19 protein-coding genes are annotated in these 20,378 nt (G+C 45.2%); 8 read left to right on the top strand and 11 right to left on the bottom strand.

Annotation, left to right across the window (positions count from 1 at the left end):
* The 4 genes from treB to gmhB all read right to left on the bottom strand — a co-directional run.
* A partial coding sequence (gene treB, locus A142_RS14855; RefSeq protein WP_019824956.1) for a PTS trehalose transporter subunit IIBC occupies window positions 1-1,355 on the bottom strand: 1,355 nt, incomplete at its 3' end.
* Window positions 1,356-1,560: 205 nt separating this feature from the next.
* Complete coding sequence (treR, locus tag A142_RS14850) at window positions 1,561-2,505, bottom strand: trehalose operon repressor TreR (protein ID WP_019824953.1); 945 nt, start codon at window positions 2,503-2,505, stop codon at window positions 1,561-1,563.
* Window positions 2,506-2,594: 89 nt separating this feature from the next.
* Window positions 2,595-2,930, bottom strand: coding sequence for an MliC family protein (locus A142_RS14845; protein ID WP_019824951.1), 336 nt, complete (start codon window positions 2,928-2,930; stop codon window positions 2,595-2,597).
* 118 nt (window positions 2,931-3,048) lie between these two features.
* A complete protein-coding gene (gmhB, locus tag A142_RS14840) occupies window positions 3,049-3,600 on the bottom strand; it encodes a D-glycero-beta-D-manno-heptose 1,7-bisphosphate 7-phosphatase (RefSeq protein WP_004734374.1) in 552 nt (183 codons plus the stop codon).
* A 240-nt stretch (window positions 3,601-3,840) separates the two neighbouring features.
* Between gmhB and metN the strand changes: the two genes are divergently transcribed.
* The 3 genes from metN (at window position 3,841) to A142_RS14825 (ending at window position 6,439) form a co-directional block, all read left to right on the top strand.
* A complete protein-coding gene (gene metN / locus A142_RS14835; protein WP_017060763.1) occupies window positions 3,841-4,875 on the top strand; it encodes a methionine ABC transporter ATP-binding protein MetN in 1,035 nt (344 codons plus the stop codon).
* On the top strand, window positions 4,865-5,548 hold the full coding sequence (locus A142_RS14830; RefSeq protein WP_017060764.1) for a methionine ABC transporter permease: 684 nt from the start codon (window positions 4,865-4,867) through the stop codon (window positions 5,546-5,548). Before metN ends, A142_RS14830 begins: the two co-directional genes overlap by 11 nt.
* Before the next feature lie 81 nt (window positions 5,549-5,629).
* Window positions 5,630-6,439, top strand: coding sequence for a MetQ/NlpA family lipoprotein (locus A142_RS14825; protein WP_019824947.1), 810 nt, complete (start codon window positions 5,630-5,632; stop codon window positions 6,437-6,439).
* A 91-nt stretch (window positions 6,440-6,530) separates the two neighbouring features.
* On the opposite strand, the gene A142_RS14820 is transcribed toward A142_RS14825, so the two are convergent.
* From A142_RS14820 to syd, 3 genes are all read right to left on the bottom strand, one after another.
* Window positions 6,531-7,736, bottom strand: a complete 1,206-nt coding sequence (locus A142_RS14820) for a carbohydrate porin (protein WP_019824945.1) — start codon at window positions 7,734-7,736, stop codon at window positions 6,531-6,533.
* A 409-nt stretch (window positions 7,737-8,145) separates the two neighbouring features.
* Window positions 8,146-8,922 carry a Zn-ribbon-containing protein gene (locus tag A142_RS14815; protein WP_017630798.1) on the bottom strand — a complete coding sequence of 259 codons (777 nt, stop codon included), beginning with the start codon at window positions 8,920-8,922 and terminating at the stop codon, window positions 8,146-8,148.
* Between the two features lie 4 nt (window positions 8,923-8,926).
* Window positions 8,927-9,472, bottom strand: coding sequence for a SecY-interacting protein (gene syd, locus A142_RS14810; protein WP_017630799.1), 546 nt, complete (start codon window positions 9,470-9,472; stop codon window positions 8,927-8,929).
* Window positions 9,473-9,603: 131 nt separating this feature from the next.
* Here syd and queF point away from each other — a divergent pair, with 131 nt between their 5' ends.
* The 5 genes from queF to xni all read left to right on the top strand — a co-directional run bounded on the left by queF (window position 9,604) and on the right by xni (window position 16,991).
* A complete protein-coding gene (gene queF / locus A142_RS14805; protein WP_019824943.1) occupies window positions 9,604-10,449 on the top strand; it encodes an NADPH-dependent 7-cyano-7-deazaguanine reductase QueF in 846 nt (281 codons plus the stop codon).
* A 58-nt stretch (window positions 10,450-10,507) separates the two neighbouring features.
* The gene (locus A142_RS14800; protein ID WP_019824941.1) at window positions 10,508-12,766 is read left to right on the top strand and encodes a tetratricopeptide repeat protein; all 2,259 of its coding nucleotides are present in this window, start codon (window positions 10,508-10,510) and stop codon (window positions 12,764-12,766) included.
* 118 nt (window positions 12,767-12,884) lie between these two features.
* Window positions 12,885-14,450, top strand: coding sequence for a sensor domain-containing diguanylate cyclase (locus tag A142_RS14795; RefSeq protein ID WP_019824939.1), 1,566 nt, complete (start codon window positions 12,885-12,887; stop codon window positions 14,448-14,450).
* A 243-nt stretch (window positions 14,451-14,693) separates the two neighbouring features.
* On the top strand, window positions 14,694-16,058 hold the full coding sequence (gene ppnN / locus A142_RS14790; RefSeq protein WP_019824938.1) for a nucleotide 5'-monophosphate nucleosidase PpnN: 1,365 nt from the start codon (window positions 14,694-14,696) through the stop codon (window positions 16,056-16,058).
* 159 nt (window positions 16,059-16,217) lie between these two features.
* Entirely contained in the window at window positions 16,218-16,991 is a 774-nt protein-coding gene (gene xni / locus A142_RS14785) for a flap endonuclease Xni (protein WP_019824937.1), read from the top strand.
* Window positions 16,992-17,069: 78 nt separating this feature from the next.
* On the opposite strand, the gene rlmM is transcribed toward xni, so the two are convergent.
* Genes rlmM through A142_RS14765 form a run of 4 tightly spaced genes read right to left on the bottom strand, consistent with a single transcriptional unit; the run spans window position 17,070 to window position 20,070 of the window.
* Complete coding sequence (rlmM, locus tag A142_RS14780) at window positions 17,070-18,161, bottom strand: 23S rRNA (cytidine(2498)-2'-O)-methyltransferase RlmM (protein ID WP_029405631.1); 1,092 nt, start codon at window positions 18,159-18,161, stop codon at window positions 17,070-17,072.
* Window positions 18,158-18,556, bottom strand: coding sequence for a DUF423 domain-containing protein (locus A142_RS14775; RefSeq protein WP_004734382.1), 399 nt, complete (start codon window positions 18,554-18,556; stop codon window positions 18,158-18,160). The genes rlmM and A142_RS14775 overlap by 4 nt, the downstream gene beginning before the upstream one ends.
* Window positions 18,546-19,169, bottom strand: coding sequence for an alpha/beta fold hydrolase (locus tag A142_RS14770; RefSeq protein WP_029405630.1), 624 nt, complete (start codon window positions 19,167-19,169; stop codon window positions 18,546-18,548). Before A142_RS14770 ends, A142_RS14775 begins: the two co-directional genes overlap by 11 nt.
* A complete protein-coding gene (locus tag A142_RS14765) occupies window positions 19,162-20,070 on the bottom strand; it encodes a transcriptional regulator GcvA (RefSeq protein WP_012604639.1) in 909 nt (302 codons plus the stop codon). The genes A142_RS14770 and A142_RS14765 overlap by 8 nt, the downstream gene beginning before the upstream one ends.
* Between the last annotated feature and the right edge of the window lie 308 nt (window positions 20,071-20,378).

Genomic DNA, 20,378 nt, shown 5'->3' with positions numbered 1-20,378 from the left:
GGCAGTACAACCGCCACTAGCATCGCAACTAAGTAAATCGACCAATATTGAGGTTGAATCGATAAGATGCCCGGCAAGCCACCAACACCGATACCATTCGCCATCACACCTGCACTACCACAGATTGCAGCCGCTGCGGCACTGCCGATCATTGCACTCAACATAGGGAATTTGTATTTAAGGTTGATGCCGTACATCGCAGGTTCCGTTACACCTAGGTAAGCAGAGATTGCTGCTGGTACCGAGATGTCTCGTTCACCTTCACGTTTACTCAAAATAATGATGCCGACAACCGCTGAAGCTTGTGCAATGTTTGATAGCGCAATCAAAGGCCAGATTGGCGTGCCGCCTAAGTCTTGCATCAGTTGTAGGTCGACTGCGTTGGTTGTGTGGTGAATACCTGTAATAACCAAAGGTGCGTATAGGAAGCCAAATACTACTGAACCAAGAATCGCAAAATCACCCGTCATTGCTGCTTTAGCCGCGAATGCCACGCCATCGCCTAACATACGGCCAAATGGGCCAATGAAAGCGTGCGCTAGAATCACAGACAAAATAATCGAGACAAATGGCACTACAACAAGGTACAGATAAGAAGGAACAATACGCTTAAGGTTAGTCTCAATGAACGCCAGAGCCACACCCGCTAGCATCGCAGGGATCACCTGTGCCTGATAACCAACCTTCTCAATCACGAACAAGCCAAAGTCCCACACCTCAGGTACTGATTTACCTATCATGTAAGCGTTCATCAATTGCGGGGAAACCAAGGTCACACCGAGCGTGATACCCAAAATAGGGGTTCCGCCGAGTTTCTTAACCGTCGCCCAACACACGCCAACTGGTAAGAAGAAGAAAATCGCTTCGCCAATCAGCCACAAGAAAGAGTGAACGGTTGCCCAGAATTGGCTGATTTCAACGAGGGTTTTGCCGTCAAACATGCGAATGTCGCCAATCACATTACGGAAACCAAGAATCAAACCACCAGTAATGATGGCAGGCAGCAGTGGTACGAAAATTTCGGCTAAATGGGAGATACCACGCTCAAGGAAGTTCATGTTCTGACGAGCAGCAAGCTTAGACTCATCTTTTGATGACGCCTCTTTACCCGTTTGCTCAATCAGAAGTGCGTACACTTCATCAACCTCTGTGCCAATCACGACTTGGAATTGACCTGCGTTCGTAAAGCAGCCTTTTACCAGCTTCAGCTTTTCTAGTTCTGCTTTGTTCGCTTGCTCTGTATCGTTCAATACAAAACGCAGTCGAGTCAGACAATGGCTGACACTCGCAATATTTTCTTTGCCACCGACTAACTCGATAAGACGCGCAACGTCTTGCTTCGCTATCTTACTCATACTACCCCACCCTGGTTTCATTCAATTACTCATCTAAACCATGTAGCAACAACCACTCAAGATTCAGACTAATGGGAACATTCCCAATTACGGTTATTATAATGCCCGCATGAATGATAAATTAAAATGGGAACAGTCCTATTAATTGAAAGAGATCACACTCTAATTTTAATCTAAGCGGTTCGATTTCGCTTAATTGAATGGATTATAGAATCGGAGATTGGGTGTGATGAGAGATCTCTGAATTGCCTAAAAGCTGAGAGATCAATAGATTAGCCGCTAGCTTACCTGCAGATTGGTAGCCAGGATCAATGCTAAAGACGCGAGGGAACAAGAAAGAGAGAAGATCATTGCCACCAACGCCTGTTACAACCACATCTTCACGTTGTAGTTCTTGTAGACGCTTGATCACGCCAAGAGCCAATGTATCACTGGCACAAACAAGTGCTTGAGTTGTAGGAGTCAGTACTTCATCCACCAGCTGATAAGCGCTTTCATGATGAAGCTGACCAGTACGATAGTTCGCAATCACTCCAGTGCTTTCACACCAATCGAGATAAGCCTTAAGACGCAGCTCACCGGTTGATTTATCGCTAGGATCAACACCAATAAAGCCGACATCTGAGATCCCCTGATCCGACAGATGCGCTAACGCACTATTGATCACCTGTTGGTTATCGTAGTTAATCGAGGTTACGTTCTCGGTATCCAGAGCAATAACTACGGCTTTGTGTTCCCACGCTTCTATCGCCGGAATGTCACAATCCGTAAAGCCAAACACAATGATGCCATCAACATTACGACGCTTTAGAACCTGAAGGTGTTCATTAGCTTTATCTCTATCGAGTTGGCTTTCCATGATCACCACGTCGTAATCCGCTCGATACAACTCAGCCAGCATGGTGCTAACGGCTTTGTTTTCAGAGGGAGAGTCTAAACGAGAAATGATCACGCCGATGACTTTTTGGCTGCCACCTCGCATCGATTGCGCAGACTTTGAAGGCGTGTACCCAGATTCTTGAATTACTCTTTCCACCCTTTCACGGGTTTCAGGTTTCACTTTTGGATCATTGGTCAGAACGCGAGATACAGTTGACTTACCAACACCGGACAGCTTAGCAATATCGAGAATAGTGAGTTTTTTGCTCATAAAAAGTCTAACGTTAAAAGGAAGAGAGGAAAAAGCGAGGGCATAACCCCTCACTTAACTGTTTGTAAATCCTAGAAGTTAACTATGACTTACTTTCGGCAATTTTTATAGACGACACGACCAAGTTCTAGACGCGCGTTGTCACCTTTAGTGCGTAAAGTGACGCTATTGATCAGTTCAGAGGTTCCATCATCTAAGATGTACTTCGTTCCTGAACCTGCCGCTATTTGAGTTAGGCGATATTCATTCTCTGGCAAACGTAATACCGCTTTTTCATTACCAAGGTAAGCGACCTTAAATGAAGCGTCAGACTCACATTGATAAGTCACGAATTGGTCATCCGAGACTGCACCATCAGGCGCCGCGGATTGAGAACACCCGACTAACGCTACCGTACATAGAGATGCTGCCAACAATGCTTTCATACTGCGTTCCTCATCTTTATATAGTTAACGGCGCTGATATCTTATTTATGGGTTAGCACCCCAGTTGACTGGTTAGAACCGACGTAATAAGTAAGCCTGTTAACGATAGGAAAATGTATCAGCCTTTCAGGAAAGCTGGTACATCTTTAATGCTATCTAGCACTACACTGGCAAGTGCCTCACCCTTTTCAGTCACGGGTTTACCGGTTCTCACCAATACTCTGGTACCAACACCAGCGGCTTCTGCGGCCATCATGTCTTCAGCTTTATCGCCAATCATGACCGAGTTAGCCATATCAATTTTGAGAAAGTCACGCGCAGAAATGAACATACCAGGTTTAGGCTTACGACATTCACAATCTTGCTTGTAGTCGCCAATGCCGTGTTCAGGGTGATGAGGACAGTAATAGATACCATCTAACTCAACGCCATTATCGACAAAGTTCCAATCCATCCACTGCGTCAAAGAAAGAAAACGATCTTCGCTAAACTTGCCACGAGCAATACCAGATTGGTTGGTCACAAGTACCAATAAATAGCCCATATCTTTAAACGCTTTCGCCGCTTCAAACACACCGTCAATGTATTCAAAGTCATGCTCATCATGTACGTAGCCGTGGTCAACGTTAATCACACCATCACGATCTAAAAAAACAGCAGGTTTAGACAAAATTTTGTTCTCTATCAACTCTCTATTAATCATTAATTATTACACGCTTTATTTGCTTCATCACTATCTATTTAGTTTTGCGTTCGTTAACGAATTGTTTCTAGCTTAGCCATACAATCGACGTTTAGCCGTCTAGACGTAAAAATATCTATTGACTTAGATCATAGAACACCATAGCATCGTCTGTAAATCGAGCGAGCTATCGACATATTATTCTGTTCTACCTGCACGGGTTTCTCTATGATTAAAGTGAATCAAGTCAACAAGGTTTTTTATCAAGGTACTAAAGAAATCAATGCCTTAATTGATATCAACCTCCACATTCCTCAAGGTCAAATCTTTGGAGTCATCGGCTCTTCAGGTGCAGGCAAAAGTACCCTAATCCGCTGTGTAAATATGTTGGAAGCACCGACCTCTGGTGAAGTGATTGTTGACGGTATCGACCTAACAAAACTCAGCAAATCAGAACTTAGCGAAGCGCGCCGTAACATCGGCATGATATTCCAGCACTTCAACCTGCTGTCTTCTCGTACTGTATTTAACAATGTAGCACTGCCTTTAGAACTTGCTGGTAAAGATAAAGCGATTATTGAAGCAAAAGTGAGTGAGTTACTTGAACTCGTTGGCTTAGCGGATAAGCGAGACACCTACCCGGCAAACCTAAGTGGCGGTCAAAAGCAGCGTGTTGCGATTGCTCGTGCACTGGCCTCCGATCCGAAAGTACTGCTGTGTGACGAAGCGACCAGCGCATTGGACCCTGCGACCACTCAATCGATTCTTGAGCTACTGCGTGAAATCAACCGCAAGCTGAACATCACTATCCTGCTTATTACGCACGAGATGGATGTAGTGAAAAGCATTTGTCACGAAGTGGCGATCATTGGCGGTGGTGAATTGGTAGAGAAAGGCACAGTTGGTGACATCTTTGCTCACCCTAAAACTGAACTAGCGCATCAATTCATTCGTTCAACGTTGGATCTGACGATCCCTGAAGATTACCAAGCACGCCTGCAAGAGACTCGCGTAAACAGCAGTTACCCGTTGGTACGTCTTGAGTTTACGGGCGCAACGGTTGATGCTCCGCTGATGACTCAGATTGCACGCAAATTCAATATCGATGTCAGCATCCTAAGCTCTGACCTTGATTACGCCGGCGGCGTGAAGTTCGGCATGATGGTTGCTGAACTGTTCGGTAATGAAGCAGATGATAATGCTGCTATCCAATTCCTACGCGACAACAATGTAAAAGTAGAGGTGCTTGGTTATGTCCTTTAGTTTCAACGAGATTGCTGACTGGATCAGCCTTAACGGTAATCTTCTATTAGGTGCAACCGGCGAGACGCTTTACATGGTTGCAGTTGCGGGCATTGTTGGCTTTGCTGTCGGTATTCCATTAGGCGTGATTCTACACACGACTAAAAAAGGTGGCCTGTTAGAGAACACCAAAGTAAACAAGATTCTAGGTGCGATTGTGAACGTGGGTCGTTCAGTGCCTTTCTTAGTGTTGATGGTTGCGATTATCCCACTAACTAAGATGCTGATTGGTACCTTCATAGGCACAACAGCAGCGATTGTTCCATTGACGATTGGTGCTATCCCATTTGTGGCTCGACTTATCGAAAGTGCACTACTTGAAGTACCAACAGGTCTAGTAGAAGCGGCTCAATCAATGGGCGCAACACCAACACAAATCATCAATAAGGTTCTGCTTCCTGAAGCACTACCGACTATTATCAACTCAGTAACGATTACGCTAGTGACACTTGTGAGCTACTCAGCAATGGCGGGCACGGTTGGTGGCGGTGGTCTAGGTGATGTCGCGATTCGTTACGGATTCCACCGTTACGATGTGACCATCATGGCTGTAACGGTAGTGATGTTGATTGTGCTTGTACAAATTATTCAATCAATCGGTGATTCCTTAGTTCGCCGCGTTGACCACAGATAAAGACTCAGCGCTAAAACGCAAACTCTCTAAGACAAGAGTCGTCTGAACCAAATTAAATAGATTTATTAAAAGGAGATTATTATGAAATTTAGCCTTAAAGGTTTACTTACTATCGCAGCAGCGGCATCAGCGCTAGTACTAGCAGGTTGTGGTGATAAAGAAGTTGATACTTCTAAAGTAAAAGTTGGCGTAATGGCAGGTGCTGAAGCTCAAGTTGCTGAAGTGGCAGCTAAAGTAGCGAAAGAGAAATACGGCCTAGATGTTGAGCTAGTAACTTTCACAGACTACGTAACACCAAACGCAGCTCTAGATGATGGTTCTATCGACATCAACGCATTCCAACACGCACCGTACCTAGATCAGCAAGTGGCTGACCGTGGCTACAAGCTAACTATCGCTGGTAACACGTTTGTTTACCCTATTGCGGGTTACTCTAAAGAAGTGAAATCGGTAGACGAAATCCAAGACGGTGCTCGTATTGCTGTACCAAACGACCCAACAAACCTAGGTCGCTCTCTACTTCTTCTTGAGCAACAAGGTCTTCTTGAGCTTCGTGAAGGTGCTGGTCTTCTAGCAACAGTTCGTGACATCGTTGGTAACCCTAAGAACCTAACGATTGTTGAACTAGACGCAGCTCAACTGCCACGTTCTCTTGATGATGTTGCTCTATCTATCATCAACACAACTTACGCAAGCTCTATCAACCTGACTCCACAAAAAGATGGCGTATTCGTTGAAGACAAAGATTCTCCTTACGTAAACCTAATCGTTTCTCGTGAAGACAACCTAAACGCTGAAAACGTACAAAACTTCGTTAAAGCTTACCAAACTGAAGAAGTGTACAACGCAGCTTCTGATATCTTCCAAGGTGGCGTAGTTAAAGGTTGGTAATCACCTAAACTGCAACATCGTATAGATACCCGAAGGGGCTGACATAACGTCAGCCCCTTTTTATTGGTTAGGATTTACAAGGAAGTCCGGCTTACCACCAAGCTTCCACTTGCATACCAACGCTCATTTCACTGTTTTTACCTTCACCGAAGGCATTGTCGTTTTCAGCATCATTTAAGTAGGTCGCAAAGATACGAAATTCAGGACGTGACCAGAAACCCACTTGCGGTACCCAAGCCTGAGCGACAGTGAACTTACCGCCCGCACCGTCTTGGTTATCAATGGTTTCCACGAAGCCGCCAATTTCAAGGATGGTGCGCATACGCTTGTCCCACTTATAAAGCGGACGGATTACTGCACTGAACGACTCATCATCACTGTTATTAGCACCAACACCCGATGACGCGGCATAACGAACAGTGTGACCAAATTCGATGTTGTCACCGATAGCAAGCACACCCCAGTTAATCAATCGGAAGCCATCAGCATCGTTGTTGTTTGCATCACGAACGATGCCCTTACCTGTACCAAAGGTTGTCATTTGTTCTGCATAACCAGAGTTAGCAACCTGTAGAATGGTTTTGTTGAAGCCACCTGAAAGGTTTTGATTCAAGCTTGCCGTTAGCATTACGCTGTCATCCGCATCCACCGTTTGACCCTGCTTTTCATTGGCGAAGTTCATATCAATACCGACCTCAAGATCCGCATTGTTCCACAATGGAATACCCGCATAACGTATATCAGCAATCATGGCTGTGGTCTCTTTGCCATCAAACACATCGCCTGTCACTGTGTCTTGAATCAAAGCGACCGATAATTTACCTGGGCCCATATTGATGTGTTCAACACCGGCGCCAATACCGCTTACATCCCAGTAGTAGTTATCAACAATGTGCACATCATGGCGTTGGTAGTAGCGCTCGCCCGCCCAAATACCAATGTCTTTATCTTCAAAAAGCCCCACCGCTTGAACATTGAGTTGAACTACATCAACGCTTTTATCCGCCGCGTTCTCATCTTGGCCCTGCCAGTACGACAACATGGAATCAACTACAAATGAAACGTCGTCCTCAGCATACACCTCTTTCTTAAAGCCAAACTCGCCATACAGGTCATTTTCGTTGCCGAGTCGTCCAACTTTACTCACCTCCCATTTACTGTTTGAACCGCCTTCATTACTCAGGCCAACGCCGCCGCGCATGTAGCCATTAAACTCCAATGGCGTGGTTTCATCAGCGTATAAATTAGGTGCAAGTAAAGCAGTAGAGAGTGCAGCAGCAATAGGTAACAGTTTCATCGTCCATTCCTTTAAGATCTAGAATTGTGTTATTTTTACATATGGGAACATTCCCATGGGATCGATCCCATTTATATTGAGAGGAATATAAATTGAAAGGGGACTGATTGATTACTGTGATCCAGTTAACTATTGAAATGATCAAAAGTTGATGGGTGTGGAATTATCTTGGTGAATACTTGAGGACTACAGAGAGAGATGTACAGCACAAAATGAGCGCATTTAAGGACGAAATAGGTTCGACAATATTGGCAAGCCCAATACTGATTAATGCTCAATATGGAGGTCAAAGAAAGAGAAACAGACGACAAGGTAACAGAGAGAATACAGAGGAATAAGTATCGAAGTATTGAGCAACACTTCGATACCTTGAATCGCTAATTAAGCTTTAGGAGTTAGGGATTAGGAGTTACTTAAGATGATCCCAAGAAATGTTGGACACTAATCGGCAGTCATCACACTTAAAATAGAAAATGTCGTGGATCGGCGCATCTAGCAGCCATTCACCACCACATTGCGGACATTTACGCTCTTTTTCAGCTTTTAAGCTGATGCCACCCACGCGATACAAGTAGTAATAAGTCGGGATCTTCGTGAGATATTCAATGCGTCCTCTTAAGCCCCAACCGCGTTTGAACAACACGCTTTTAGTATCACTGATCTCAGTCAGAGTCGCGTGTTCAGCACGACAACCCCCACCCATTTGGACTTCATCACAGGCTTGCCATTCTGTCTGCCATTTCAACACGGCTTTATGGTCACCATTGAAGGTTGGCGGGTTGCGGTATAGCGGGATCGGTAACAAACTGTCGCCACTACGTAGCGGTGAACAGGTATGAACGAACGTCGTGTAAAGTACCTGCCAGCTAGGAGCTTCGTCTTCAGCTACTTCTTCAGAGTTAAGATCTCGACCAAGTAAACGCATTTTTGGCGCAAGCAGGCTCGCGTTAGACAAGCGATCAAAACACACTTTTACAAAATCTGAGTGGTTACGTGGGTGCAAGCTGTCTTGCTCTGGGCAGACGACACGAACATAAAACTCACCATCTCCCATCACGATAGGAAACTCACGACCCAGCACTTGTCCGTTATAACGAAGTGCATCCATTAAGCCATTAACAGCCTTGTCGACAGCGCTTACCGTTGTGTTATCAAAACACTCAAATTGAAGTTCTAGTACGTACATCTATTTATACCGCTGGTTGTAGCTTTTCTAAAAATTCTGCCAATGTCTCGGCTAGTACATCACGATTTTTGGTGCCTAAGCGCTCCAGAATCACGTTGCCCGTTAGGTTACAGATAGAGATAACATCCAGTTCAGCATCGGTCGCTGCGATGAAAACCGTAGGCTTTAGCTTTAAGCGACGTTGAGTCACTAGGTGACCTAAGATGTTTTCTTGTAGGCATTCGAAGTCTTCATCACTCCAAATCTGTAATAGAGTCAGTTCATTGCCGTCGAAGGTCGCGTTCATATCTGCGCTGTATTGCGCACCGTAGAAGGTTTTGATGTCTTCGTGCAGCGTCAATTCAATGCCCGTTTCTACGTTGGTGAAATCCGCGAATTGCTCACGTGGATAGTGCTTCCATAACACGGCATCGCCGCTCTTTTCTTCTACACATGGCGATACCACGTCCACCAACTCCTCATTGCGAGGTAAGCTTTGGTGTTGCTGTTGCCACGCGTCAACGTATCGCTGACTAAAAGAAAGTAGTGCGTCTTGAGCACGTTGAGTCATGAAAATCTCCTAAACACAAAATAATAAATAGAATCCGAGCCCTTTCCGTGTCGATTAGGCGATGACTTAATGACAGGGTAATGGGGATTCAGTAAAATCGACCCCATTCTAATCGAATTTGAAACGAAAGTATGAGCAAATATTCTGACGCAAAAGAGCTAGCGGGTTTAACCCTTGGCCAAAAAACTGAGTACTCTAACCAATACGATGCAAGTTTATTGCAACCAGTGCCTCGTAGCCTGAATCGCGATGATCTTGCGCTAAACGGCGAGCTGCCTTTTGTTGGTCATGATATTTGGACGATGTACGAGCTTTCGTGGCTGAACACCAATGGCCTACCACAAGTGGCTGTCGGTGAAGTTTTCATCCCAGCAACCAGCCCAAATTTAATTGAATCAAAATCTTTCAAGCTGTACCTGAACAGCTACAACCAGACTCAATTTGAAAACTGGGATCAAGTCACTGAGCGCCTGACCCAAGATTTGTCGGCATGTGCAGGCGAAACGGTGATTGTGAATGTAAACTCTGTAACCGATTACACCAGCCAACCTATCGTGACGATGGAAGGTGACTGTATCGATAACCAAGACATCCAAATCACTAGCTACGACTTTGAAGCATCATTGCTTGAAGGCGCTGCTGGCGAACAAGACGTTGAAGAAACACTGCATAGTCACCTATTGAAGTCGAACTGTTTGATCACAAATCAACCGGATTGGGGCAGCGTTGAGATCGCATATTCTGGTAAGCAAATTGACCGTGAAGCTCTGCTACGTTATTTAGTTTCTTTCCGTGAGCACAATGAATTCCACGAACAATGTGTTGAGCGTATCTTCACTGACATCATGAAATACTGTGCACCTTCGAAGCTAACTGTATTCGCACGTTACACACGTCGTGGTGGTCTGGATATCAACCCATACCGTTCAACAGAGCAAGATAGACCAAGCCACAATAAGCGTATGGCTCGCCAATAATCAGGCGAGAACCACCCATACTTATTTGAACCTACCAAATCTTTAAAGGGACATTGAAATGCGTTGGTTATACGTTGTTAGTCTATTTATTTTAAGCTTAAGCACATCGGTCAATGCGTCAGTTTATTCGTCGGCGCTACTCAATGAAGCCAATAACTTGGTTGAGATCGAGCCGAGCCAAGCAAAACAAATGGCCAACAGCTACCTAACGCTGCGTGTCCTTTCTGATCAACGCGAGAAAAGCCCTTCGGCGATTTCTCGCGAAGAGACAGACTCTTCAATTCGAACGCCAAACAGCAGCATTGATGCCTACAAGATCTTAGCGAAAGCCGAGTACAACCTTGGCAACATTCGCATTGCAATTCAACACATCGACAAGGCCTCTGAGCTCGCGAAAACCTATAAGCTTGATTACCTGAAACTGGATCTAGAAATCCTAAAAGTACGCTTACTTTGGCTAAGTGACAGAAAGTCAGCCAAAGCAAAGGCAGAACTGGCCAATATTGAAACAAACCTAGAGTCGGTGAATAAAACCTTACGCTTAACGGAAGGCATCACCTATCGTTTGATCATGCTGAAAGCCGATATCGCCTCTTACGATAACAAGATCGATGAAGCGGAAAAGTTCTACCAAGAAGCGAAGACCTATCTCGACCAACGTTACTCTGAAAAAGTCACCATTGACTACCACATCTCGGTTGGTGAGTTTTACTTGAACCACAAAGAGTACAACCACGCGCTATCTGAGTTGTTGTATGGCTATTGGAAGTCGGTAGAAGGCAACTTAAGCTCTCGTTTGGCTAAGGTAAACCGCTTACTGGCGCAGCTTTTCTTTGAGCGACAAGTACTCGATAAAGCACTAGAACACCTATCTCAAGCCGCTGATTTTTACGACAACTTTGAAAACTCCCCAGTATTAGCACAAGTGCTTAAAAAAATGGGTGATGTGTACTTCTTCCAAGGTAAATACAACCTAGCCCTTGTACACTTTTTCAATGTTCTAGATCACGAGAGTACTGACCGAGACATCCACCAAGTCATTGATATCAGGCTAAGTCTATCGGCAACCTACTTACGCCTTTATAACTACCCTCTAGCAGAACAGTACCTAACCCGTGCCCTTGAGTTGCTGGAATATACCGACATTCCAAAGCTGGAAGGTCGAGCTGCGCTGCTATCGGCAGGGTTGGCGTATCACCTGCAAGAAAGCGAAGACGTGATAAAGCATGCGACACGTGCACTTGAGATATCGCGTCAGATAGAGAACATGCGCCTTTCGCAACGCTCATACTATTTACTCTCTTTGGGTTATGAACAGGCAGGTCGTCCACAGCAAGCATTGGCAAATCTCAAGCAATACAACAGCCTTGTCTCTTTAGAGCAGCAAAAACTCAACCGTGTTGGGGAAGACGCATTCCGCCAACAAAAAGAGTTTGCCGAACAAACCCTGCACTACGCAGGCCAAGCGCAAGAGCTAGAGCAATACAAACTGGAGCATCGTAAGTTCCAAAAAATATCGTTCGCCCTATTCCTGTTCAGCATTGTCTTGTTCTTCTTTGTTCTGCGCCGTGGCTATCTCATTCAAACCTTAGCCAAAGAAGTGGACTCACTGCGCACCGACCTATTTACGCACTCACGTTCAAAGCTTCCGAACTTAAGAATGCTCAATGCGAAGCTCTCTAACTCGCTGGAACAAACCAGCCAAACCTTCGAACAATGGCAACTTGGCGAGCTCATTCATGAACCACTCAACGACCGCTTACGCTTCGTGATGATTGATTTACCGTTTCTACGAAATATGTATACGCAGAACGGTTACAAAGCGGGTCTAGAGCTCGAAGACGCTTTCGGTGAATTTCTAAAATCTAAGCTTGAAGGCCCTGCTCGTGTCTACCATTTCTCGGACGCGAACCTGCTTTATATCGAACCTAACTCAGACCGTGATTTGTCGCCGGAAGCCGTGTTCAGAAAGATTCAATCTTGGGTGAATGACTTCGAAACAGAGCGAAACATCAACCGAACGGTCCGTATGGGCATCGCTGACTACCCATTCTTGCCACGCGCTTACACTGCAATTAACGATCAAGAGCTGCTCGACGTATTGTTGATGTCGACCAATCTAGCTCGTGAGATCAGTCTCAAAGAGCGCAGTAGCCAATGGGTCTATCTAAAAGCTATCGATAATGCACCAGCAGCAAGCCTTGCAACTGGTAACATAAGAGAAGCGTGTAAACATGCGATTAATCAAGGGTTAATAAAAATACAATCGTCGTACCAGAATGAGGACAACATCAAAAAAATGCTAAAAGATGACTGATTTGCGAGCGGTTAAGACTTGCAAGTCGTGACCTTATTTTTAGTTTTGTTATTATCGATGTAACGGAATTTCATCAAAATGATCGAGATCGGTCTACGCGGCGCTAATTAATACATCTATGGGCATTCTTGAAAAAGACATTCAGGCGCAACTCCACCAGCTGAAATTTCAGTTGGAGCAAGTCCGTTTGACGCAAAGAGACACCTCGTTCAAATTTATTAGAGAACAAAAAGTTCTAAAGCGTATCGTCACATCTTTAAGTGATGCATGTGTTGGCAGTAACAGCCATTTAGATGAAAACCTCATTGCCCTTAGGGAAGAGCTAGAAAAGCAAAAAGACATTAGCTCGATGATCCCAAAGCTGGCAGTATTAGAAAGGATGCTTAAGCAGAAAACGTTGGCTATGGATAAACAGAACGGATATCTGGACGATAGCATTAAGCACAGTGGGGAAACGCTGCAGCGCATAACTGGCCTTCCAGCACAGCTCAAACGCGACCTACGAAACTTACTTAGCTTCTCCGAATGCAATGGCAGTCAGAAAGTCGACCATGCCATGAAACTTCTCGGTATTTATGAGCGTGCCATAAAGATTATGGCGAATAACTCACGCACCCATTTTGCCGACGCTGCGCACTCTCCGGAACAAGAGCTCCTTTCCGACCTATCAAACGAATTACAACATCTGATCACTGAACTCGACTTCGAGGGTGAATCGGGTGATCTGCTTACCGATATTCGAGCAAAGCTACTGCTTGGTGTTTCTACACAAAACCTACTTGAGCTAACACTTCAGATCCTCAAACTGGTTATTGAAGGCACTAACCTAGAACGTAAAAAATCTGAACAATTCATCGACCAGCTTAACTCTTCTCTAGCGTCCAGCATCAAAACGGCAGACCAAAATGCCGACCAGAGCCAGAGCTACTTTGAGCACCGCCAAGGTCTGAACTCTGAGTTAAATGAACTTGTCACTAGAAGTCAAAGCTCGGTAGATAAAGCGAAAGATATTGATAGTTTAAAGCTTTCGATTAATCCGCTACTCAGTGAAATCGCCTCTCTTTCGGAAAGGCTGAACCACGCAGAGCAAAAAGAACAAGCTCTGATAGAGAGAATGTGTTACGGAAAGGCTCAGTTAGATTCACTCTATGAAGTGACCCAAGATTACCGTAAGCGTTTGGAAGATCAGGCTCAGCGAATGCTGCTTGACCCTCTTACTAAGGTTTACAATCGTACTGCCTTTACTGATCGCTTAGAGCTTGAGTATCGCCGCTGGATCCGCGCGCAACACTCGCTACGCGTAGTACTGCTCGACATCGACAACTTCAAAGCAATTAACGATAGCTTTGGTTACACCGCGGGCGACAAAGCACTCAAGATCATCGCAAGAACTATTACCAAAGAAGCAGGCACCACCGATACTGTGGCTCGTTTTTCAGGTGAAGAGTTTGTGTTATTGCTGCCTGAGCAAACTGATGAATATTGCCACCAGGTCATTCAAAACATCCAAACTCAAGTAAGTCGTTTGCCCTTTAAGTTCCGTGACCAACAAATCACGATTACCTTGTGTGCGGCAAGCACTCAGTTTAAAGAGTCAGATACACCAGAAGAAGTATTAGAGAGGCTAAATAAGACGCTAAACAAAGCAAAGCAACGCGGTACTAACCAACTTGTTTGGCACTAAGCCAACCTTAGATTTAATTTATTTCATTTTTTCAAATACTTATCACATACCATTTCCCTCAATGTTTGCTAAGCTAATGATTAACATTCGCTTAACAAGCATTCTTGGCAAGCAACGCTGTCGTATCCGTTTCGTCTGGTTAACTCTCTCCCACCTTTAACCAAACACTTTCAACGTTTGCTTCTCACTCTCGAGCCAGAGGGTCACTTCAACGTCCCCTGCTCTTTTCAACAAGGAGGCACTATGATCACTCATATCAGCCCTGCCGGTAGCATGGATTTACTCTCTCAACTTGAGGTTGAGCGTCTTAAGAAAACCGCGTCTAGTGATCTGTACCAACTGTATCGTAACTGTACGTTAGCGGTACTCAACTCAGGTAGCCACACCGACAACTCCAAAGAGTTACTCGACAAGTATCAATCGTTTGATGTTGAGGTAGTGCGACGTGAGCGTGGTATCAAACTCGAGCTGAGCAACCCACCAGAGCATGCCTTTGTCGATGGTGAGATCATCAAAGGTATTCAAGAACACCTATTTTCAGTGTTGCGTGACATTGTTTACGTCAACATGCACTTAGCCGATAACCAACGACTCAACCTAACTAATGCCACTCACATTACCAACCTCGTATTTGGTATTCTGAGAAATGCAGGCGCACTTACACCGGGTATAGAGCCTAACCTGATTGTATGTTGGGGTGGTCACTCTATTAATGCCACTGAATACCAATACACTCGCGAAGTGGGTAATGAACTTGGCCTACGTGAGCTGAACATCTGTACCGGTTGTGGACCGGGTGCGATGGAAGGGCCAATGAAAGGCGCGGCTATTGGTCACGCTAAGCAACGTTATACTGATCATCGTTACTTAGGGCTGACAGAACCTTCAATCATTGCCGCTGAGCCACCAAACCCAATCGTGAATGAGCTGGTGATCATGCCAGATATCGAGAAGCGTCTTGAGGCATTCGTTCGTATGGCGCATGGCATCATCATTTTCCCAGGCGGCCCCGGCACGGCCGAAGAGCTACTGTACATCTTAGGGATCATGATGCACCCGAATAACGCCGAACAACCAATGCCGATTGTCTTAACCGGCTCGAAAGAGAGTGAAGCCTACTTCCGCTCTATCGATAAGTTCATCGGTGAAACCTTAGGGCCTGACGCGCAGAAACATTATGAGATCGTGATTGATGATCCTGCTCGCGCTGCGAAAATCATGAAACAAGCGATGCCAGATGTGCGCTCTCACCGTAAAGAGACCGGCGATGCCTACAGCTACAACTGGTCACTGCATATTGAGCCTGAGTTCCAACTGCCATTCGACCCAACACACGAGTCTATGGCGGCGCTTGATCTTCATATGGACCAAAAAACAGATAGCCTAGCCGCTAATTTACGTAAAGCGTTTTCTGGCATTGTAGCGGGTAACGTCAAAGCCGAAGGTATTCTAGAGATAGAGAAACACGGCCCATTCCTAATTGATGGCGACAAAGAGCTAATGACCAAGATGGATCAACTGCTAAACGACTTTGTTGAGCAACATCGAATGAAGCTACCGGGCGGCTCTGATTACGTGCCTTGCTATAAAATCGCACCTAGCGATTAGGCACACTCATTCAGAGTAACCAAACAAGTGATAACCAATTGGTAGGCATAAAGTTAATCAGCTTATGACGTTTACATCGCTAACGTTTCAACTCACCAAGTGATACGTTACTATAAGGGGCTAGCAGCCCCTTTTTTATTGCCTATTTAGTGGAAACTTATGTCTATCCATCTTGTTATTATCGATGCCTTGAACCTCATCCGACGCGTGCACTCTGTTCAACCGGATCCAACCGATATAGCAAGAACCATCACCACCACGACTCGCACTCTCAATAAGATTGTTACTGAATCTAAGCCAACTCACATCATCGCGGTGTTTGATCATCATTTACAAGATCGCGGCTGGCGCGCGGAAGTCCTTCCTGCCTATAAGCAGAACCGAAAACCGATGCCAGAACCACTGATGAAGGGGCTTGATACTATCCAACAGGCTTGGTGGGAGTTAGGCATTGATTCACTGCTCTCTGATGGCGATGAAGCGGATGATCTCGTCGCAACGCTAGCCAAGAAAGTGGCAGATCATGGAGAAACGGTAACCATCATCTCAACAGACAAAGGTTATTGCCAGCTACTGTCACCCACTCTACAGATCCGCGATTACTTCCAGCACCGCTGGTTAGATAAACCCTTTATCGAAGCTGAGTTTGGCGTTAAACCAGAGCAACTCGCAGATTACTGGGGATTAACAGGTGTCAGCTCTAGCCAAGTACCGGGAATCCCTGGTGTGGGCCCCAAAGCGGCCAAAGAGATATTAAATTCGTATCCAGATATCGAAGCAGCATATCAAGCAGAAGACCTGCCGAAAAAATATCGTAAAAAGTTCGATGAACACATCGAATCAGCCCGTGTATGTAAGCAAGTATCAGCTCTCAAAACTGATATTGACCTTGGATTCAATCTGCAAGACATTCGTTACGAAGCGAACGCTTAAGTCCTGTGAATCGACGGTATTGATATAAAAAATGCTCCTTAAAGGAGCATTTTTTATCACTGACACACTAACTTAAATTTAGTGCGGTGAAATATTTGAAAGCGCCTGAATGTGAACCGTGATCTCTTCACGATCGTGGTAAAGGTGCTTAGCCTGCATCTTGAACTTCACTTTGTTCTCAATAAGGAACATTTTTAGGTTCTCGATATCTTGTAGAACTTCATCGTAACGGCCTTTCATTGGCAGTTTAAGGTTGAACAATGCTTCTTTCGCCCAACCTTTAATGATCCACTCACCCATAAGGTGTGCAACACGAGCTGGCTTCTCAACCATGTCACAGATAATCCATGTCACGTTCTTACGGTCTGGTTCGAATTTAAAGCCATCCACCATGTGGTGCTTAATCTGACCCGTTTCCATTAGGCTGTCTGCCATCATGCCGTTGTCCACACAGTGAACGAACATAGAACGTTTCACTAGTTGGTAAGTCCAACCGCCTGGACAAGCACCTAAATCTACCCCCCACATACCCGGAGCCAGACGCTCGTCCCACTCATCACGCGGGATGAATACGTGGAACGCTTCTTCTAACTTCAATGTAGAACGGCTTGGCGCATCTGATGGGAATTTCAGACGAGGGATACCCATAAAGAACTGTGAGTTATTGGTTGGGTAAGAGTAACCAACAAAACAGTGACCTGGAGCGATAAAACATAAGTGAAGCACAGGCTTCTTAGCGTTATCTTTCGCAGTCATCAGGCCTTTACCACGCATCGCTTGACGCATCGGCACAGTAAACTTACGACAGAACTTCAAAAGCTCTTTTGCTTCATTGGTGTCAGGCGTTTCAATACGGATGTCGCCACAACGTGGGAAACCTTCTTTCTCAGAAAGCGCCTCAAGAATTGGAGAGATACGATCATCAGTCGGCAGATCTTTAATTTCAGCTGTTACCGCGATCATTTGACGAGCAAAGATCAGCGATTGGAAGTCGATCTCTTTGACCAATTTATCGGCTTCGCCTGCTTGATAACATTCAAACAATACAAAGCCTGTATTGTTCTTTAAGCGAGGAAAACCAAACACTTCCAGTTGTGTTGCCTTGTCTTGAATTTCGCCAGCACATTCTTTTTCAAAACCAGAGCGACAATAAAGTAGTACGTGTTTCACTGAGTTACCTCTTTTATATTCAAAGCAGCGAAGGAGAAGACTCCCCAACCAATGATAAATAGTAGACCACCAAACGGTGTTATAGGGCCAAACCATTTTATTCCTGTCAGTGCTAGCCCATAAAGGCTGCCACTAAAACAAAGGATGCCGATGATAAAGCAAATTGCCGCAATGAAAAAATATTTTTGTGATTTAGCGCCAAGTTTCATCTGTAACAGAGCACCACATGCCAATATCGCTAGAGTATGAATAAACTGATACTGAACACCCGTCTCAAACACACCCAAAAGATACTCAGGCAAGATCGCTTTTAAGCCATGAGCGGCGAATGCACCAAGCATCACAGCAATCGCGCCAGAGATACCTGCAAACGTGAGTAAATACTTACTTCTCATCGAGTACCCCTTTGATAAACGCCGATAGCTTCTCAACGGTTAAGGCAATATTCTGCTGCTCTGTGTAACCAGAGCTCTTGCGCGGCTTAAAGCTGTGGTCGCCATCGGGGATAAATTCAACCCGAATAGAATCGGACAGTTCAAAGTCAGCAAACTCTTCACGCTTGCCAAAGGTATCGCGCTCACCTTGTAAAATGAGGCACGGCTTTGCTAACTCAGCCAGATGCTCACCTTTGTACTTCTCAGGTTTACCTGGTGGATGGAAAGGAAAGCCTAAACATGCCATTGCGGCCACCTTATCAACTTTAGACAAATGACTCGCCATACGCCCACCCATCGACTTACCACCAATCACAAGCTTATCGGCATCAACCTGCTCAATAATCTCTTGGTAGGCTTCAAGTAGCTTAGGTGCTCTGTCAGGTGGGCGACGCTTACCATCTTCAGCACGTTTAATCATGTAAGGGAAGTTGAAACGAATCACTCGCATCCCTTTAAAGGCTAACCCTTTGGCTACCGACTGCATGAACTCATGATCCATGCCTGCACCAGCACCATGGGCAAAGATAAAGGTGATCGGATTGTCTTCACCATCAATGATGACGTTATTCATCGAGTAAGTCCTCTTGTTCACTTTGCGCTTTCGCTAGCATCCAGTCGCGGAAAGTAGCAATGCGACCCATGTCGGCTTGTTTCTCATGACAAACCACATAGAAGGCGTTCTTACTCACCAACACTTCATCAAAAGGCGCAATCAAACGACCTGCTTCGATTTCAGGCTGCGCCAACACGTTGTTACCTAGAGCAATGCCCTGGCCGTGAGCCGCTGCCTGCAGCACCATGGTAGAGTGACTGAAGATAGGACCGTGATTAACGTTTACTCCGTCGATGCCATTTTGCTTAGCGAACTGTTTCCAATCCTTTCGCGAAGTATCATGCAATAGCGTATGACATGCCAAATCACTGAGAGATTCTAATGGTTTTACTCCTAACAGCACAGAAGGTGAGCAAAGAGGGATCAAGTATTCTTGGTAAAGCTTATCGGCTCTGAGCCCCGACCAATTACCTCGGCCATAGTAAATAGCCACGTCTACATCATCGGTCAGCGAGCCTTCATCCATATCAACGGCTTTGATCCTTACATCAATATCAGGTTCTTGCTGATTAAAGTCAGCGAGCCTTGGTACCAACCATTGAATAGCAAAACTCGGCGGCAAACTGATGGTCAATGCGCCCTTCTCACTTCGCTCAAGCACTTTGTCTGTCGCTTCTGCCAATGATGTGAAAATATCTTTGATATCTAAGAAGTAGCTTTGGCCTTCTTCAGTCAGCAGCAAAGAGCGGTTTCTTCGGCGAAACAGCTTCAAAGACAGGAACTCTTCAAGCGCTTTGATCTGATGGCTGACCGCCGCTTGAGTAACAAACAACTCTTCTGCGGCACGCGTAAAACTCAAGTGTCGAGCTGCTGCTTCAAACACTCTTAGCGAGTTTAATGGGGGTAATCGACGAGACATAGTTACTCTCTAAATAAGCATTAGTTTTTTTTATCTGAAACATTATAATTTGTCCATTGCCTAGCGGCCAGAGAAATTCTATATTTCATCCCGCAGCAGCTAGCCTGAACGGCTTGATTCTCTCTAGAATCAATTGGCTTAGCTCCTGCGATGTTGTGTTTGCAAACTCGTTCTTTTCGAGTTGGGTAGAGTTCTACCAAATGTTTTGTTGCAGTTTATACTGAAACGAGGCATGTACTTCCTGTATTTATTTTGACCTGTCTGTCAAATTTGTTTACACCGCCTTATGGGCGGTGTTTTTTTATGTG

The organism is Vibrio splendidus 12E03 (genome assembly GCF_000272105.2).
GTDB lineage: Bacteria > Pseudomonadota > Gammaproteobacteria > Enterobacterales > Vibrionaceae > Vibrio > Vibrio splendidus_I.
The sequence above is the reverse complement of the archived record's forward strand: the minus strand, read 5'-3'. Positions and strand labels throughout refer to the sequence as shown.

What these genes read in the sequence shown, in the direction of transcription:
- ppnN (WP_019824938.1), top strand. Translation starts at nt 14,694, where the DNA reads ATGATCACTCATATCAGCCCTGCCGGTAGCATGGATTTACTCTCTCAA.
- A142_RS14795 (WP_019824939.1), top strand. Translation starts at nt 12,885, where the DNA reads ATGGGCATTCTTGAAAAAGACATTCAGGCGCAACTCCACCAGCTGAAA.
- A142_RS14825 (WP_019824947.1), top strand. Translation starts at nt 5,630, where the DNA reads ATGAAATTTAGCCTTAAAGGTTTACTTACTATCGCAGCAGCGGCATCA.
- A142_RS14845 (WP_019824951.1), bottom strand. Translation starts at nt 2,930, where the DNA reads ATGAAAGCATTGTTGGCAGCATCTCTATGTACGGTAGCGTTAGTCGGG.
- metN (WP_017060763.1), top strand. Translation starts at nt 3,841, where the DNA reads ATGATTAAAGTGAATCAAGTCAACAAGGTTTTTTATCAAGGTACTAAA.
- A142_RS14765 (WP_012604639.1), bottom strand. Translation starts at nt 20,070, where the DNA reads ATGTCTCGTCGATTACCCCCATTAAACTCGCTAAGAGTGTTTGAAGCA.
- A142_RS14770 (WP_029405630.1), bottom strand. Translation starts at nt 19,169, where the DNA reads ATGAATAACGTCATCATTGATGGTGAAGACAATCCGATCACCTTTATC.
- A142_RS14775 (WP_004734382.1), bottom strand. Translation starts at nt 18,556, where the DNA reads ATGAGAAGTAAGTATTTACTCACGTTTGCAGGTATCTCTGGCGCGATT.
- A142_RS14830 (WP_017060764.1), top strand. Translation starts at nt 4,865, where the DNA reads ATGTCCTTTAGTTTCAACGAGATTGCTGACTGGATCAGCCTTAACGGT.
- A142_RS14820 (WP_019824945.1), bottom strand. Translation starts at nt 7,736, where the DNA reads ATGAAACTGTTACCTATTGCTGCTGCACTCTCTACTGCTTTACTTGCA.
- syd (WP_017630799.1), bottom strand. Translation starts at nt 9,472, where the DNA reads ATGACTCAACGTGCTCAAGACGCACTACTTTCTTTTAGTCAGCGATAC.
- A142_RS14800 (WP_019824941.1), top strand. Translation starts at nt 10,508, where the DNA reads ATGCGTTGGTTATACGTTGTTAGTCTATTTATTTTAAGCTTAAGCACA.
- xni (WP_019824937.1), top strand. Translation starts at nt 16,218, where the DNA reads ATGTCTATCCATCTTGTTATTATCGATGCCTTGAACCTCATCCGACGC.
- queF (WP_019824943.1), top strand. Translation starts at nt 9,604, where the DNA reads ATGAGCAAATATTCTGACGCAAAAGAGCTAGCGGGTTTAACCCTTGGC.
- A142_RS14815 (WP_017630798.1), bottom strand. Translation starts at nt 8,922, where the DNA reads ATGTACGTACTAGAACTTCAATTTGAGTGTTTTGATAACACAACGGTA.
- treR (WP_019824953.1), bottom strand. Translation starts at nt 2,505, where the DNA reads ATGAGCAAAAAACTCACTATTCTCGATATTGCTAAGCTGTCCGGTGTT.